10 protein-coding genes are annotated in these 17,690 nt (G+C 43.2%); all 10 read left to right on the top strand.

The annotated features are described in order from the left end of the window. Positions 1 to 31 precede the first annotated feature (31 nt). Positions 32 to 433, top strand: coding sequence for a 50S ribosomal protein L17 (gene rplQ, locus CW735_RS17120; protein ID WP_100973018.1), 402 nt, complete (start codon positions 32 to 34; stop codon positions 431 to 433). A gap of 314 nt (positions 434 to 747) precedes the next feature. Further along, complete coding sequence (locus CW735_RS17115; protein WP_100973017.1) at positions 748 to 2,100, top strand: flagellin N-terminal helical domain-containing protein; 1,353 nt, start codon at positions 748 to 750, stop codon at positions 2,098 to 2,100. A gap of 146 nt (positions 2,101 to 2,246) precedes the next feature. Further along, the gene (locus CW735_RS17110) at positions 2,247 to 2,831 is read left to right on the top strand and encodes a response regulator (protein WP_100973016.1); all 585 of its coding nucleotides are present in this window, start codon (positions 2,247 to 2,249) and stop codon (positions 2,829 to 2,831) included. 154 nt (positions 2,832 to 2,985) lie between these two features. Beyond that, positions 2,986 to 4,380 (top strand): Fic family protein, encoded by a 1,395-nt coding sequence (locus CW735_RS17105; RefSeq protein WP_071980718.1) that lies wholly within the window; start codon positions 2,986 to 2,988, stop codon positions 4,378 to 4,380. Between the two features lie 118 nt (positions 4,381 to 4,498). Further along, positions 4,499 to 5,959, top strand: coding sequence for a phosphomannomutase CpsG (locus tag CW735_RS17100; protein ID WP_100973015.1), 1,461 nt, complete (start codon positions 4,499 to 4,501; stop codon positions 5,957 to 5,959). 491 nt (positions 5,960 to 6,450) lie between these two features. Further along, positions 6,451 to 10,560, top strand: coding sequence for a PKD domain-containing protein (locus tag CW735_RS17095; protein ID WP_100973014.1), 4,110 nt, complete (start codon positions 6,451 to 6,453; stop codon positions 10,558 to 10,560). A 242-nt stretch (positions 10,561 to 10,802) separates the two neighbouring features. Beyond that, positions 10,803 to 12,209: a mannose-1-phosphate guanylyltransferase/mannose-6-phosphate isomerase gene (locus tag CW735_RS17090; protein WP_100973013.1), complete on the top strand. Its 1,407-nt coding sequence runs from the start codon at positions 10,803 to 10,805 to the stop codon at positions 12,207 to 12,209. A gap of 269 nt (positions 12,210 to 12,478) precedes the next feature. Next, the gene (locus CW735_RS17085) at positions 12,479 to 15,316 is read left to right on the top strand and encodes an SLBB domain-containing protein (RefSeq protein ID WP_198520982.1); all 2,838 of its coding nucleotides are present in this window, start codon (positions 12,479 to 12,481) and stop codon (positions 15,314 to 15,316) included. A 63-nt stretch (positions 15,317 to 15,379) separates the two neighbouring features. Then, the gene (locus CW735_RS17080; RefSeq protein ID WP_100973011.1) at positions 15,380 to 16,336 is read left to right on the top strand and encodes a Wzz/FepE/Etk N-terminal domain-containing protein; all 957 of its coding nucleotides are present in this window, start codon (positions 15,380 to 15,382) and stop codon (positions 16,334 to 16,336) included. A 153-nt stretch (positions 16,337 to 16,489) separates the two neighbouring features. Beyond that, positions 16,490 to 17,680 (top strand): UDP-N-acetylglucosamine 4,6-dehydratase, encoded by a 1,191-nt coding sequence (locus CW735_RS17075; protein WP_100973301.1) that lies wholly within the window; start codon positions 16,490 to 16,492, stop codon positions 17,678 to 17,680. Positions 17,681 to 17,690 lie beyond the last annotated feature (10 nt).

Below are 17,690 nucleotides of genomic sequence, written 5' to 3'. Positions count from 1 at the left end.
ATCAAACTGATTTGTAGAGAAGGATAAAACTATGCGCCATCGTAAGAGTGGTCGTCAGTTGAATCGCAACAGCAGCCATCGTCAAGCTATGTTCAAAAACATGGCCGGTTCTTTGGTCAAGCACGAAGTGATCAAAACTACGTTACCAAAAGCGAAAGAATTACGTCGCGTAATCGAGCCACTAATCACTATGGCGAAAGAAGACAGCGTTGCAAACCGCCGTCTAGCTTTTGCTCGCACAGGTGATAAAGAGGTCGTAGGTAAACTGTTTAACGAGCTTGGTCCTCGTTACGAAGCACGCCCAGGCGGTTACACTCGCATTCTTAAATGCGGTTTCCGTTCTGGCGACAATGCCCCAATGGCATATGTTGAGCTAGTTGACCGTCCAGTTGTTGAAGCTGAAGAAGAAGTAGTAGAAGCAACTGAAGAGTAAGTAATACTCGAAAAGAAAAAGGGGTCAGAACTTTAGTTCTGACCCCTTTTTTTATCCAAAATAAACGGGGTCAGATCCAGCTTTCCTGCGCTAATACACCACGCTCTACATCGCCTGTTTTGATAAACAAATCTTGGCCATTGTAAGAACAGTCAGTACCCTCATTGTACCCCCATTGGTTTAGAGCATCTCAACCGATCACTTCCAGAATTATTGGCAAGTAGTTTGCTGTACGAAAACTAACTATAGGTTCATCGGCATGCAAAATATGCCGTGCAAATACAGCGCACTGCCAACATTCATCAAGGAAGCACATGTTATCAGTATCCGGTAAGTTTCAATCTCTTGGATTATCAACCTTCAGAAGTAATGTGGTTGCCACGTCGTTAGAACGCTTAAGTTCTGGGCTTCGCATAAATAGTGCGGCTGACGATAGCGCAGGTCTGCAAATATCTAATCGGCTTGCTTCAGAGCGTAATGCCTACACTCAGCTAAACAGAAACCTTAATGACGGTATTAGCTATGCGCAGGTAGCTGAAGGCGGGCTGCAGGAATCTGCCGCTATTTTGCAGCGTATGCGGCAGCTGAGCATCCAATCTCAGAACGGTATTAACAATAACAGTGATAGAGCAGCACTTGATAAAGAATTCCAAGCGCTAAAGCTTGAACTAAATGCCATTGCCTATGGCACTGAAGTGTTCAACCGTTTGCCCTTAGTGGGTGATGCGAATTTGCTGAGTGATAATGTACCGTCTATTGGCGATAAGTTTTCTCAAGGAGTATCGCAGTCGCTACGCAGTGGCCTGCGCTCTATTGCCTATATTCCCGCAGGCTCTAGCAACGTTCAGGTAAATTTAAACGACAACGGTGCTAATGACGATATACAAGTCTTTACCACAAGCGGAAAGCATCTTGTTGGTACACCGATTACTAACACAACATGGAGCGGCAGGCCGAACAATATTTCGTCAGCCGCCGATCTTGAAAACCGTTTTTTCCTTACAGAAAACGGCTACAACGGGAATGCGGCATACGATGATAGCGATTTGCTTACGAGTGGCAGTGCCACCATCGACGGCACAGCAATAACCTTCAGTGGCGATCAAAACCCAAGTAATCTCAATGAGACGCTGACAATAACGAGCAACCCACAACCGCTGATTATTTCCGTTATCGGAAATGGTTCGTTTACTGTTTCCGCAACATGGGATTCGTTGGGCGATGAAGGTGAACTCGCCTATGGTTTAGGCCCTGTAAACATAACCGCGACCAACCAATTAGGCGAGGGTACACAGTTTATTGATGTAGAGAAAACCCCGGCATCTTTAGAAGACTTGGGTTTAGAAAATACGTCGATAAGTAGTGCTCAGTCTGCGGAAGCAGCGCTCAGTCAGTTGGATAGCGCTATCGATTCTGTAAGCGTAGGTCGTGCTTTCTATGGCGCCAAAATAAATCAGATGACATCGGCGCTAAGTGTAAACGCCATTGCCAGCGAAAACACAAGCACCGCACGCTCACGAATTACAGATACCGACTTTGCAAAAGAAACCGCATTACTAACTCAAAGCCAAATTGTAGAGCAAGCGAGTATCAGCATAAGGGCGCAAGCGCAATCAAACGAGAGTCAGGTACTGGGTTTGTTAAATGGAATTACAGAACAAAGATGATAAGCAAGTTCAGAGCTATTTCTGTGTTGTAACTGGGTTAAGCACCTCAACTTTGAAAGAACACTAAAGTGACAGGCATTATAACCACCGCGCTTTAAAGTGACAGGCATAATAAACCACCGGCAAAACAACCATAGGAATAGGCAATGTTTACAATAAAAGAAGCCACGCTATGCAAGCGAATAATCGGTAAAAAATTAAAAAAATTGCGGAAAAAGCACGACGAAAAAAACAGTGAAAATGAGCCGGAAAGCGACTCTGAACTTATGGTTCTAGTATCCATATATAACAAGTTGAACGATCATATTGAAAGTCAAAACGACTCAATTTCTACTCTAGTGGATACCAAGATATTGGTTGTTGAGGATATCCAAGAAATAAGAGACACCGTTACCGACATGCTGTCTAAAATGGGCTTTGAAAAAGTGGATGGTGTTAATAGCGCAGAGAAAGCATGGCGATTGCTTAACGATGCTGCAGATTCTGATAAACCGTATAAGCTAGTGCTCACCGATTCGGAGATGAGTGGCAAGAGCGGTATAACGTTGTTAAAGGAAATTCGACAAAGTGAAAAGCTGTCATCGGCTGATGTATTTATAATGAGTGCAAACAGCGAACACGACGAAATAGTAAATGCTATGGAAGCTGGAGTAACCGGTTATATCCTCAAACCATTAAGCTTTAATACATTACAAGAGAAGTTAGATAAATACCTACCTGGCGAAGAGTAGCATAGTAATAGCTTGGTTCAGCAATGATGAAAATACTACGCTCAAATAAATCATAATCGCACTTGTTATGAGTAGAAAATGTTTTTGATTAAAATATTTCCTTTAATTTAATCATATTGCGCCTTATTATGATTAAAATAGTGAGGTGGTAACTATGGGCATCAAATATAACTGGCAACATCCTAATTGGCCGAAGTTTACTTATCAGTCAGGTGGCTTGGATAAGATCATAAATGAGTACACTAAAATTTCTTCAAACCTTCAAGGCCAAATATCACAGTTAGATCAAAATAATCAGTCAGAAGCCCATATCTATCTAATGGTGGAAGAGGCAATCAATACTAGTGAAATAGAGGGCGAAAATTTAAACCGTGAAGAGGTTCGCTCGTCCGTCGCTCGCTATTTAGATCTCGATTTATCTCAACCGAAAGGCATATTTCATAAAGAAAATGGTATTGCTTCGTTACTCGTCGACGTGAGAAAAAATATTACCAGTAAGCTATCAAAAGAATTGATTTGCCTTTGGCACACATTGTTACTCACAGGTCAGGATGATTATTGTGAAAGGCGAGGTATCAAGATTGGAGAATATCGCTCAGGACCTGTTGATATAATTACAGGCTTTGGTGATTATGAAAAAGTGGTGTTTGAAGGTCCCCCAGGGGAGGCTGTCGAAGCCGAGATGAACTCATTTATTGAGTGGTATAACAGTACATCTCCACTTGTTGACGATAATTGTTTTATTCCCGGGCCCATTCGCTCAGCAATAGCCCACATGTGGTTTACTTCCATTCATCCGTTTGGTGATGGTAATGGACGTGTTGCGCGTGCCATATCTGAGCACGCATTATTTCAAGATTTTGATATACCACCACTATTCAGTATATCCACAGAAATTAATGAAAACAGAGGTGACTATTACGAGATGTTGGCAGAAAGCTCTCGTGTTTCGCCATCTGTTGATCTTACTAATTGGATTAAGTGGTTTGCCGAAACAGTGAGAAATGCGCAACTAGATGCTAAGAGCAAAATCAACTTTGTACTTAAAAAGTCTGTTTTTTGGGACCATCATAAAAATACTGAGCTAAATAAGCGACAGTACAAAACAATCAACAAATTTTTTGAGTTTGGTACAGGCGGCTTGATTAAAAATGGTATTAAATCTGAACTTTATCAATCAATTACAGGCTGCTCCTCTGCTACAGCAACCCGTGATCTAAAAGATATGGTTAAAAAAGGCATTTTAGTACCCTCTGAATCGGGAGGGCGAAGCCTTCGTTACTTTATCAACCTTATTGAAGAGAAAAACGTATTTAACGTAGCCCCCAGAGAGAGTAGCAAAAAACTGGCAGAAGTCCGTATGGATAACTTGCTAAATAGGATCCAGCGAAATATTAAGTTTTATATGGGGCCTAATGCTCAATTGAGTCAGCTAGTTGATGAGTACACAGTACTTGCTGATGGTGAGAAACCTTATTTAGATAAACTAAACGATTTATTATCACAGATAGGTTGTGATGATATTCCACATAGCAATATCACCTCCTAAATGGTTTAATATACAAGGGCGTAATCAACGTGAGAAGCGAGTTATGTAGCATGTCGCGCAGGATAAAAAGTTACGCCGTTAACTTACTCCCACCCGATAAAGGAATAGAGACTCAGCAATGGCCAACCCAATTACCTGTTTTAAAGCGTACGATATTCGTGGCGAACTTAACTCTCAATTAACCGAAGAAGTGGCTTACCGTATTGGTTATGCATTTGCAGAAGAACTTGATGCTAAAACGGTAGTAGTAGGAAGCGACGTTCGTTTAACCTCCACACCACTAAAATTAGCACTAAGTGCGGGTTTAATTGATGCAGGCGCAACCGTGACTGATATCGGTATGGCGGGTACAGAAGAAATTTACTTTGCTACCAAGCACCTTGGCGTAGATGGCGGTATAGAAGTAACAGCCAGTCACAACCCCATCAACTACAACGGTATGAAGTTAGTAAAAGCGGGCTCTATTCCTATTAGCGGCGATACTGGGCTTAATGCAATTAAAGAGCGCGCAGAAGAGCTGAGCGATAAATTTGTAAACGGGCGACTAGCGCATTACTTCAACAATGAGGCCGTAGATGCCGATGCCTTTTTCAACGGCAAGGCCCACACGCAAGAAGACAAGCTAACTAGTACCGACCAGTACACAATAAGCTCGTGCATGAACGACTACGTAAAGCACATGCTTTCCTATGTAAACCTAGATAACTTCACTTCGCTTAAAGTAGTAGTGAATGCCGGTAACGGCTCTGCGGGCCCGGCTTTGGATGCTATCGAAAAAGCGATGCTTGCTAACAACGTACCTATCGAATTCATTAAGGTGCATCACAACGCTGACGGCACCTTCCCGAATGGCATTCCCAATCCACTGCTACCAGAAAACCGCGCAGACACTGCTGATGCAGTAAAAGCATCAGGCGCCGACTTCGGTATTGCATGGGATGGCGACTTCGACCGCTGCTTCTTATTCGATGCAGACGGTGAATTCATAGAAGGCTATTACATAGTAGGGCTACTTGCCGAAGCGTTTATCGAAAAAAACATCGACAGCAAAATCATTTACGACCCGCGCGTATACTGGAACACCGAAGATATTGTGGCCAACGCAGGCGGCACACCTATCAAATCGAAAACCGGTCACGCCTTCATTAAAGAGCGTATGCGCAAAGAAGATGCCGTATACGGCGGTGAAATGAGCGCTCACCATTATTTCCGCGACTTCGCCTACTGCGATTCGGGCATGATCCCCTGGCTTTTAATCTCCGAGCTTGTGTGTGTGAAAAAGCAAACGCTAGCCAGTATGGTAAAAGAGCGCATTAAAGCGTTTCCGTCATCAGGTGAAATTAACAGCAAACTAAAAGATGCCGATGCTGCACTAGAGCGTGTTACAAGCAAATACCAACCGCTGGCCAGCGTTGTAGATACTACCGACGGCCTTGGGCTAGAGTTCGGCACATGGCGCTTTAACTTACGCAAGTCGAACACCGAGCCGGTAATTCGCCTAAACGTAGAAAGTAAAGGCGATATTCCGTTAATGGAAGAAAAAACAAAAGAGGTGCTTGCGCTTATTCGTGCCGAGTAAAAAATGTTTGTGAGTATTAATGAAATTGTGTCACGGACGCTTACTTTCAGCGAGAATTATTAACGATATAAACACAGTTGTAACGGCGAAATGCGATGAGTGGCTACCGCTGTGTTTATACCGAGTTTTTCTCGCTTCATCCGTTTTAAATACCCCTATTCCACTCCACCGCGATAAGCAAGGCAACTGCTAATCTTGTCGACTTCAAAATACTACACTTACAAAACAAACCGCCCCCCAAAACAGATAAAGTGATTAAGCTATTGGACTTCAAAGAAAAAATATTCTGCGTTGACACTAAAAATTATGCAATGACGGTTTAAAAGAAGTACAAAACTGGTATATCATTACATTAACTAGTCGTTACATTGAGCTAAGGCTCGGTTGCTCTCAACCAACCCGGAAAATGTATAGACTAGCGTTTAAAGGGATTTAAAAGTGCGCATGCACTAAGGTCGAGAGCGTCTTTCAACCTTAAATAAGGAAATATCATGTCAAACAAATCAGGGACGATTGGAGTCTCTATTGTATTAAGAAACCTCTTGGTTTCAGCTTCATTACTTGTAGGCTTGACCGCCTGCGGGGGCTCTGACGGAGATGAAGACACCGCACCGTCATCCCAAAACCAACCCCCATCTGCAAACGCAGGTTCTGATCAGTCCGTCGATGAAAATACAGAGGTAACACTTACCGGTTCAGGTACTGATGCCGATGGCAGTATTGCAAGTTACAGCTGGTCTCAAACCAATGGAACATCAGTAACACTGGAAAATGCAGATAGCAGCACCGCCGCTTTCCAAGCGCCAGAAGTTATTACCGATGAGCAATTAGTGTTTGAACTAACGGTTACCGATGACGATGGTGAAACTGCAACTGATTCGGTTCAGATAACAATTTTGAACATAGAAGAAGCTAACCAGTCCCCCTCTGCGAATGCAGCAGCACCGCAAGAGGCGCTGGAGTCTACCGTTGTATCGTTAGACGGTTCTGCAAGTAACGATTCCGACGGTTCAATAAGCGCATACAATTGGGAGCAAATCAATAATGGCGCGCCTGTCGCTATCATAGATGATACTGAAGCGGCTAGCACAAGCGTTGAGCTGCCAGAATTAGCAGGCAATGTAGAATTTGCATTCAGATTAACTGTCACTGATGACAACGGTGGGGCGGGTCAAGACGACGTCGTTATTATTGGTAGGCCGACTCCAGGTATTTCGGTAAGCGACGTGTCTGGTAATACTGCAGCTTTAAACGCCGCAGCGGAATTCGCGGTCCGACTGACAAGTCAGCCATCCGCCAACGTGAGTATTTCAGTCTCATCCAGTGATGAAGCAGAGGGCGTACCAGACCAATCTGAATTAACGTTTACGCCTGAAAACTGGCAGCAAGACCAAATCGTCGTAGCGCGCGGCACAAATGAAAGTGTTCAAAACGGTGAGCAGGATTATCAAATCATACTTGGCTCAGCCATATCGTCTGACGAGTTCTACAGTGGGGTCGATGCCGATGATGTTGATTTGAAAGGGATTGAGTTATCTATATCTCAACCAGAAGCGTTAGCGCCATTTATTGCAGCGTCAGAAGCAACATTGCAGACCAAGGTTACCTATACGGGCAATAGTCAGTTGTCTTACTCGCTACTGGAATCTCCAGAAGGGATGAATATTGATTTAAGCACGGGTGTAATTACATGGATTCCTCAAACGTCTGATGAAGGGCAAAGTTACACCGTTGAAGTTTCGGCTAACGATGGTAATGCGTTTTCGACAACCAGTTTTCAAGTGTCGGTTGCGGCATCTCAAGCTGTTGTCACCGAGGTAGAGGGTGATACGCTTACCGTGGTAGATAGCTCTACAACACTGGATGGAATGACAATTACTCACATTGGGTCCGGCCAGTCTGAAGTAGCGTCAACAGCATCGCCAGGGGTAAACAACACGGCTGATTTATCTCAAGTTAACATCGAAAAACTCAACTTAGCAGATGCGCCAAGCATTCCAGCCAGCATTGCACCAGCGTCCGATGCGTTTGTTATTAAAACGCTCTTTACCGAAAAAGCTATCCTAGAGTTCCCCATAAGTGAGATACCAGCGGGTTACAGCATCAGAGATATCAATCTTTATCGACTTTCCACCTCTGAGGACATCGAGGGACAGTTTTGGTCTCCTGTTTTTCTCAAGTTTTCATTCGGCGGCACACAATCTGATCGTACGATAAAAATCGAGTTAGACGGCCTTAAGGGAGCGTACTTCTTTGGTTTTGATAATGCGGTATCAGTTAGTCAAAACCAATCTAACAATGTAACTGTACTGAACAATGCGCCAGACAGCGCTTCTTTCGTTTCTTCCAATAACGCCTCAATCACCTGTACACCCGATGAAGTACTTCCCGAAGATAACCCCGGCGACGAGTATAGGCTTCAGACGTGCGTAGACAGTAATACGCCAGGCTTAGCTGTTACAGTGAAAGACTTTGGTACGTCGGCTAATGCCACGAAATGGGGCGGCGCAGCAATTGAAGATCTTATCTCATGGCTAGTTGAATCACAGACACAGTTTGATTCGTTGGGGTTAAGCTACGATAACGAATTCAATGTCGCGTTTTTTAATACGGCACCTAACTCACGTGGACTTATTACTTTGGGATATGTCACTTCTGGTGACAACCGTAAAACCCTCTTCTTAAACGACTACAATGGTATACGTACTGCAAGTGCGCAGTCGACAGCAGCTCACGAATATTTTCACCACGCTCAATCTCGTTCTTCAATTGAAGGTTCAGCGCTACTTATAGACCAAGGTACAGCAAAGCGTTGGATGATTGAAGGCAGCGCAAGGTGGTTTGAAGACCGTGTTTACGACAACTTAAATACCTACAGAGGGACAGGAAATAGTCGCTTTCTCGAGCAAGGTTTAAATTCAAAAGATGGTGACCTAGAACCTTACCGAAGATTTGCGTTCATTAAGTTGATCGAAAGTAAATGCTCTCAGTTCGACAGCAGTTATATCAATATGATTAACATTGATAGCGCAGGCGATAGCAGTGGTATCGAAAAGTTTGCTAATGAACTTGCAAACGCAAACTGTTCTTTTGGCGAGCATATCGGTTCAGAGAATTCATCCTCACTTGAGGCTGCGCTACTCTACTATTCCTATGCCACCATGTTTAAAGGTGATATCACCCTGCTAGACAGTAATGAGTCCAGTAACTTTAGGTTTGCTCGTCCCGCTCACCAATTCAATCAAACATGGTTAAACACGTTAACACAGTGGCTGAATTTAACAGATGACACTGAGTACAAGTTAAACGGGGTATCAAATATTCCCGCAGTAGGCGCCTACTCATTCAAGGTGCCGGCCATTACCGGTGAGCTACCAGAGGGCAAAGTAGCTGATTTGGTGGTCGAGTCTAATCGAGAGGTACTAGTTTCGTTGACCAGCGAAGACAGCAATTTTGTCGGCACGAATACTATAGGAACAGACCCACATACCTGGTTTTCAACCGCTGATCAAACAAGCTATATCTACGATGCCAACGGTACCGTTCCTGAGTTATTTGTTACCGTGGTTAACCCCAGCTTAGACAACAGTGTAAATGTAGACGTGTATTTCAAGATACGTGATGAATTGAACGTAGAAACCATCATCACTAGCCATGACACTGGCGATGAAGTTTCTTCTCGCGTTGTCAGTATTGCGGGTAATATTCCGGCTGAAGCAAGAGAAGCGACCAGTAAAGTAACCGTAACGGCCAACGGTATCGCAACTGATACTGCGTTAAATTCTGATGGTTCGTTTGTTGCTGATGTTGTTGTTACGTTAGGTGAAAACATCATTAAAGCGCAGGGCTTTAATGGTTCTACACCGGTGACCAATGAAGAAGTCATCAGCATCCAAGGCGTGGAGAATAATTCAACTATGCGTAATGCTCTTATTTCTTCAAAGGTTGTGTTTATCTTGCGATGGGATACAAACTCAACAGATTTGGATATTTACAGCACAGATAAAAACGATGGCACAATTTGGTACTCCAATAGAACAGTAGGCCTTGGTAACCTTGATTACGACGATACTAATGGGTTTGGTCCTGAAGTTGTGTCTTACCGTTCTTCTGAAGATGATATTTATGTAAATGGAACCTTTGATGTAGACGTGCATTACTTTTCTGGTACACCTTCGACAAATTACACATTAGATGTTGTATTTAATGAAACAGACAGCCGCAATCGCCGTTCGTTGAGATTTGAGTCTATTACTCCTCACACGCAATCTACAAGCAGGCAAAATGGCCCAGATGGTGCGGGGGAGTCTAGGTTTAACGATATATTAAGGGTTTCATGCAGCGCTCAGCGTGTTTGTAGCTTGGCAGGCGTTGATACAAGTAAACTTGTTCAGGCTGGCAGTGCATCATCGCAAAGCCAACCTGTGACCGCGGTTAACGAATCAGTGAGCACTCCCAAAGTTAAGGCGGGTGAAATTACACCTATAAACAAAGCACACTCTGCCTATTCACACTGTATGGCAGAGTTTAAATCCTCTGTAAGCAAGACTGGCACTGCCCGTTGGTCATGCAATAACGATGGCACTAAACGCTGGCACTAAGCCCTTATATAAAGGCCATTAAAACGCGTTAATACGCTGCGCAAGGCTCTTGAGTGTACAAGCTCAAGGGCCTTTTTATTATCGCGCGTTTGTTTTCTCCTTCTTGTTTGACAAATTGTTTTACCCCAAACCCATCATTTCCGCTATTTGCCATTTAATAGCAATGTAAACCTTTGTATACTCCTTAAATACGTTCAAATTTCAGGAAGTGGGCATAACACTCACTCATCAAGGATATTACAATGAAACCAGTGGTATTAGCTGGCGGCTCTGGTAGCCGTTTATGGCCAAAGTCTCGTGCAGCACTGCCAAAGCAGTTTTTGTCGCTTACTTCAAACAGCACTATGCTGCAAGACACCATAACCCGCTTAAATGGCACCAAAGCTCAAAGCCCAATTTTCATTTGTAACGATGCACACCGCTTTTTAGTGGCCGAGCAGCTGCGCCAAAAAGATATCCATCACGGTGGTATACTACTAGAGCCTGTAGGCAGAAATACAGCGCCTGCTATTGCATTAGCAGCTTTGCACGCAACTATTGACGGCGAAGACCCAGTGCTGCTTGTACTAGCAGCAGATCATCTTATTCAAAATAACCAAGCTTTCCACAACGCTATCGAAAAAGCTGAAAAGTTAGCCGAAGAAGGTAAACTTGTTACTTTCGGTATAGTGCCAGATAAGCCGCACACAGGCTATGGTTACATTAAGGCGGGCAGCGAATTAGGCGATGGGTTCGAAGTAGCCGAATTCGTTGAAAAGCCAGCATTAGAAACAGCCAAAGAATATGTCGATTCTGGCAGCTATTTTTGGAATAGCGGCATGTTTATGTTTAAGGCCAGCCGTTACTTAGAAGAGCTGGCCAAATACAACCCAGAAATGCTAGACGTATGTAAGCGCGCTATCGACACTAAAACACCAGACTTAGACTTTATTCGCGTAGACCACGATATTTTTGCAACCTGCCCAGACGATTCTATCGACTACACAGTCATGGAAAAAACCGATAGCGCCGCCATGGTACCGCTAGATGCAGGCTGGAGCGACGTAGGCAGTTGGACATCCCTTTGGGAAACGGCTAAAAAAGATGAAAACGGCAACGCGACCGTTGGCGATACTATTTTAGAAAACACCAAAAACAGTTACGTGAATGCAGAACAGCGTTTGGTTTCTGTTATTGGGCTAGAAGACGTAATAGTTGTAGAAACCAAAGACGCCGTAATGGTGGCCCACAAAGATGATGCGCAAAGCATTAAAACGGTAGTAAACAAACTAAAAGCCGAAAAACGCCCAGAATTTGAATTCCATCGCGAAGTATTCCGCCCGTGGGGAAGCTACGACTCTATAGACAGCGGTTCACGCTTCCAGGTAAAACGCATCACGGTTAAGCCTGGTGAAAAGCTTTCAGTTCAAATGCATCACCACCGCGCCGAGCACTGGATTGTAGTGTCGGGCAGTGCCAATGTGACTATTGATGAAAAGACCACGTTGGTTACTGAAAATCAGTCAGTCTATATTCCGATAGGTGCAGTTCACGCACTTGAAAATCCGGGTAAGATACCACTAGAGCTTATTGAAGTGCAGTCTGGTGCTTACTTGGGTGAAGACGATATTGTCAGGTTTTCTGATAGGTATGGGCGTGTAGCCAAATAGCCATCGAGTAAACTCATTCAAATCTACTGTAAAGGTAAGCATAGTTATAAAGCCTATGCTTACCTTAATTTCTTCTTACAAAGCTTCCTACTCCACAAGTTGATTCGTAATCTAGAAAATTGTGATCCACTTGAATTTTAATTATTAACGGTTGGAAATTTCAGGTTTTAATAGGTAGAATGCGGCCTCCGAAAACATACGGTCGGCATACGGTCGATTTGCTCGGAAAGCTCGTTGTGGTAATTCCGCAAAAGATAAAGGGAATAAATGTGAAAAAAGTGTGTTTACTCATTGCATCGCTAATGGCTACTGTAGCCTTGCAAGTCTCCGCAGCCACTCCTACGCCAGAACAAATTGAAATGTTTTCAAAATTACCGAGAGCGCAGCAAGAAGCGCTTGCTCGGCAATACGGCGTAGATCTAGATGCGCTAACTCAGCAGTCTGGCGCAAACTCACAGCCTTCTCCTACTCTAAACGAACTTGTAGGTGAAAGAGGTACTACTCGCAGGAGCGATGCAGAGTTAGATAACTCTATGATGACAACGCAAACCGACGCAGAAACCGAGAACAGAGACGCTCAGCCCAACGAAACTGAAGAAAGCACAAATAGCGAAAAAGTAACAAACGACTTCTTCAAGCAGCAAAAATCAGATGACCTTAAACCATTTGGCTACCAACTGTTTGCTGGAGAGCCAAGCACATTTGCCCCAGTTTCAGACGTGCCGGTACCCAGCGAATACGTTCTGGGCCCTGGCGACACATTGCGTATTCAATTATACGGCAAAGAATCACAAGACTATTCACTTAAAGTAAATCGCCAGGGTGATATTGAAATACCCAAATTAGGCCCTTACTCAGTAGTTGGTCAAACGTTTGCTAACGTTCGTGAAGAGCTGAGCGCTGAAATAAGTAACCGTATTATTGGTGTTCGCAGTAACATTACCATGGGCGAATTGCGCTCTATACGCGTTTTTGTGTTGGGTGAAGCCTATAAGCCCGCCTCTTATACAATTAGCTCTTTATCTACCGTTACCCAAGCCATTTTTGCGGCAGGTGGGGTGAACGATATTGGCTCGCTGCGCAATATAGAAGTGAAACGCAACGGCAACGTGGTAGCAAATCTCGACTTGTACGACCTGCTTCTTAAGGGCGATACCAGCGGTGATGTAAGCTTAATGGCAGGCGACGTAGTATTTATTCCTACAAAGGGTAAAAGTGTATCAGTAAAAGGTGCAGTGCCTCGCCCTGCTATTTACGAGTTAGACGGTGAGGAAACGGTACGCGATGTTATAAAGCTTGCAGGCGGCCTGCTACCTAATGCATACAGCAGCATTGTTAAACTGCAGCGAATAACAGCAAAAGGTTTAAGCCAAGTTATTAACGTTAACCTTAACAATAACAAAGAAAATATAATACAAAACGGTGATATTGTTGCCGTAAGTTCAACGTTAGATGCATTAGAAAACAGTGTAACCCTGTTAGGGCACGTTGCTCGCCCTGGCGTTTATGGTTGGCAAGAAGGAATGCGTTTAAGCTCGTTACTTCGTGATATACACGATTTTAAAACACAGCCCGATTTAAACTACGTTCTTGTTACCCGTGAAGACCCTTTAACGGGTGCTATAACAGCCTACGATGTTAATTATTCACAATACCTCACGCAGCAAGATTCTTCGCAAGACTTAACGCTCAGTGCAAAAGATACTGTGTATGTATTTAGCCGCAAGCCGGAACGTGCTGAACGCCTGCAGACAGTTATAAGTCAGTTGAAAGAGCAAACTAGCTTAGCAGAGCCACCAAAAGTAGTTACAGTAAAAGGCGCAGTAAGAAACCCGGGTACTTACCCTTTAAGCGAAAACTCTACGGCAAGTAATGCACTTCGTGCAGCAATGGGTTACACCCAAGATGCAGAATTAAACTTTGTATTAGTGGCTCGACTTAATCAAGAAACGTTTAAAACCGAACTTAAATATATTGATATAAGCACTACTAACAGCGAAAAGCTGCATCCACTAGACCGCTTATATGTATTTGATAAAGATAATCCGCGTGATGAGTTAATTGAAGATCTAGTAGATGAACTTGCACAGCAGTCAGCTAAAGGCTTCACGCAGCAGTTAATTACAATTAGTGGCGATGTTCGCTTTCCTGGTATTTACCCCTTTGTTGAGGGCATGACTCAACAAACCCTCATAGCGCTTGCTGGGGGCCTTAACGATTCAAGTTATATGCTTGATGCAGAGCTAACGCGCTTCGAAACTAACGACACATCTACAGCAGCATTAACGCATCAGCGAGTATCGCTAAGCGATGAGATTAAACTACAGCCTTTAGACTCATTATTGATAAAGCGCATTCCAGAATGGCGAGAGCGCCGAACAATCAAATTAGCAGGTGAAGTAAAATTTCCTGGCACTTACGTGCTGCAAGAGGGCGAAACACTAAGTTCAGTGATACATCGTGCTGGCGGCTTAACAGAACTTGCTTTCGCAGATGGAGCAATTTTTACTCGCGAATCACTTAAGATACGTGAACAGGAACAAATTGAACGCCTATCAAAAGAGCTTGAAAACGAAATAGCTTCGCTAAGTGTTGACAAAAGCGACGATGTGCAAAACCTCTCTGCCAATGAAGCTAACCGCTTAAAAGATAGGTTAGACACAACAGATGCTGTAGGCCGTTTGGTAATCGACCTTCCTGCGTTAATAGCGGGCGAAGAATCGCTTGATCTAGCACTAAATGCAGGCGACGCGCTTTATGTGCCCAAAATATCGCAAAGTGTGACTGTATTAGGTGAGGTGCAGTATCCAACTTCTCATATATTCGACCCGAATGTTGATATAAGTGACTACCTTTCTCGCTCTGGTGGTTTGAAGGCGCGTGCAGACGACTCTCGAATTTATGTAGTACGAGCAAACGGCTCGGTGTATCAGCCAAGCACTTTCAATTGGTATTCCTTAGAAAGCCGATTAGCGCCTGGCGATACCATTGTTGTGCCGCTAGATACAGAATATCGAGACAGCTTGAGCTTGTGGAGCACAGCTACGGGTATTCTTTATAACACTGCGATTGCCGTGGCTGCGCTCAACGGAATAAACGGCCTGTAGCGCTAAAAGTGATAATCAGGCTTAAAAATATTATGAGACTTTATGGAACACAGTAAGAGCAGCATGAACAACAAGAATAACTTAACACAAGCCAACGAGCCTCTTCTTTCTGTGAATACTTCAGAGGATGAAATAGATTTACGAGAGCTGTTTACCGTTATTTGGAAAGGTAAGTTCGTTATTATAATAGTAACCGCACTGTTTGCAGTTGCTGCTGTAATTTATGCAATAAACCAGCCTAACATTTATAAATCAGAGGCTTTGCTTGCACCTGCAGAGCAAGAGGGTGCTGGTGGGCTTGCAAGTTTAGCTGGGCAGTTTGGCGGCTTGGCGAGTTTAGCTGGCGTTAACCTAGGTGGTGGTAGTAATAAGACCCAGCTAGCAATAGAGGTTTTAAAGTCTCGCCAGTTTACCAGCGCTTTTATTCAAAAGCACAATATTCTGCCAGACCTTATGGCTGCGGAATCATGGAGCATGCAGGCAAACACGGTAGTTTACGACGATGAGTTATTCAATAGCGAAAACAACGAATGGATACGAGAAGTAAAAGCACCTTTCAAACCGCAGCCATCCATGCAGGAAGCTTACAAGGTTTTTAACAAAGCATTGAGTGCGAATACAGATAAAGAAACAGGGATGGTTACGTTATCGATACAGCATGTATCGCCTTATGTTGCCCAGCAGTGGGTAAAGTGGTTAGTTGAAGATATAAATCAAACGATGAAAGAAAGGGAAGTAGCAGAAGCAAAAAGAAGCACTGAATTTTTGCAGCGGCAGTTAAAACAGACGGAAATTGCAGACATACGCGAAGTGCTTTACAAGTTAATTGAAGAGCAAACTAAAACAATTATGTTTGCTAAGGTACGCGATGAATATGTTTTTAAAACCATCGATGCGGCATTAGTGCCGGAGGAAAAATTCAAGCCACAACGTGCCCTTATCGTTATATTAGGCGTAATACTGGGAGGCATGTTAAGTGTTATGGCAGTGTTGATTAAGTATTTCACAAACAAAAAATAAATTGCATTTTCGGTAAAAACTGGAACTTTTTTGGTGAAAAATACGCCACAAAACCTTTTAAATCATAAGATGACTTGACAATCACGTATTTAATGTTTCCTTAAACATGTTTGTTAAAGAAGATTACTAGAAAAAATGGAGCAGGGATACTTAATGAATAACACGCTATCACTTATTGGCCGTAAAGACGCATTGTTTACGAGCGATATAAATAAACATGAGCAGGAACTCAGCGAGATTGTCTCATCTTCTCGCTTTTTGGTTTTAGGTGGTGCCGGCTCTATAGGCCAAGCTGTTACAAGAGAAATTTTCAAACGCAACCCTGCGAAACTCCACGTAGTTGATATCAGTGAAAATAATATGGTGGAGCTGGTCCGCGACATTCGTAGTTCATTTGGTTACATAGATGGTGATTTTCAAACTTTTGCGCTTGATATTGGTTCAGTTGAGTACGATGCATTTATTAAAGCCGATGGCAAATTTGATTATGTCTTAAATTTATCTGCACTTAAGCACGTTCGCAGTGAAAAAGATCCGTTTACTTTAATGCGTATGATCGATGTCAATATTTTCAATACGGATAAAACCATTCAGCAATCGATTGATAGTGGCGCCAAAAAATACTTCTGTGTTTCTACTGATAAAGCGGCTAATCCTGTCAACATGATGGGGGCTTCCAAACGCATTATGGAGATGTTTCTAATGCGAAAGAGCAAAGATATTTCTATTTCGACAGCTCGTTTTGCCAATGTTGCATTTTCTGATGGCTCACTTTTGCATAGTTTTAACCAACGCATACAAAAGCGTCAGCCGATAGTTGCACCTATCGATATAAAGCGTTATTTCGTAACGCCGCAAGAATCTGGTGAACTATGTTTGATGTCTTGTATTTTTGGCGAAAATAGGGATATTTTTTTCCCGAAACTCAGTGAGGCATTACATTTAATTACTTTTGCAGATATTGCCGTTAAGTATCTGCGAGAACGTGGTTACGAGCCTGTTTTATGTAAAAGTGAAGACGAGGCCCGAGAGTTAATAAAAACCTTACCGAGCGAAGGTAAGTGGCCATGTCTATTCACCGAAAGTGATACAACGGGAGAGAAAGATTTCGAGGAATTTTTCACAGACGATGAAGCGTTAGATATGACGCGCTTTGAGAATTTAGGAATTATAAAGAATGATGCACGCTTCGAACAAATATTGTTAACCGAGTTTGAAAACGTAATCGCACAAATGAAAGTGGATAAATCTTGGACAAAAGACGAAATTGTTTCACTTTTTTTTAGAATGATTCCTGGTTTTGGACATAAAGAAACGGGCAAATACCTCGACGGTAAAATGTGATTAGGCAGAT

Source organism: Alteromonas sp. MB-3u-76, from assembly GCF_002831605.1.
Lineage (GTDB): Bacteria > Pseudomonadota > Gammaproteobacteria > Enterobacterales > Alteromonadaceae > Alteromonas > Alteromonas hispanica.
This window is presented reverse-complemented; position numbering and strand designations above follow the sequence as displayed.